The following is a 219-nucleotide window of genomic DNA, read 5'->3' on the forward strand; positions in this document are numbered from 1 at the left end:
CGGCATATACACGTTTCAGATCAGCCATCAGGGGCTTGAGTTCTTTGTAGGAAACAAACTTTGTTGTATTCCTGATCTGATGGATGATGCACTGCTGAATCTCTGTCTCCGGAAATACCGCTTCAATTGCCTGAGGGAAGCCTGTCAGGCCATCCACACATGCAATCAGGATATCTTCCACACCACGGTTCTTCAGACCATTCAGAATAGAAAGCCAGA

At 46.6% G+C, this 219-nt stretch carries 1 protein-coding gene; it reads right to left on the minus strand.

What is annotated here, in order from left to right; genetic code table 11:
* A partial coding sequence (locus H9X84_RS12950; RefSeq protein WP_205134650.1) for a transposase occupies positions 1-219 on the minus strand: 219 nt, incomplete at both ends.

Origin of the sequence: Anaerotignum lactatifermentans (assembly GCF_016902535.1) — a bacterium.
Classification (GTDB): domain Bacteria; phylum Bacillota; class Clostridia; order Lachnospirales; family Anaerotignaceae; genus Anaerotignum; species Anaerotignum lactatifermentans_A.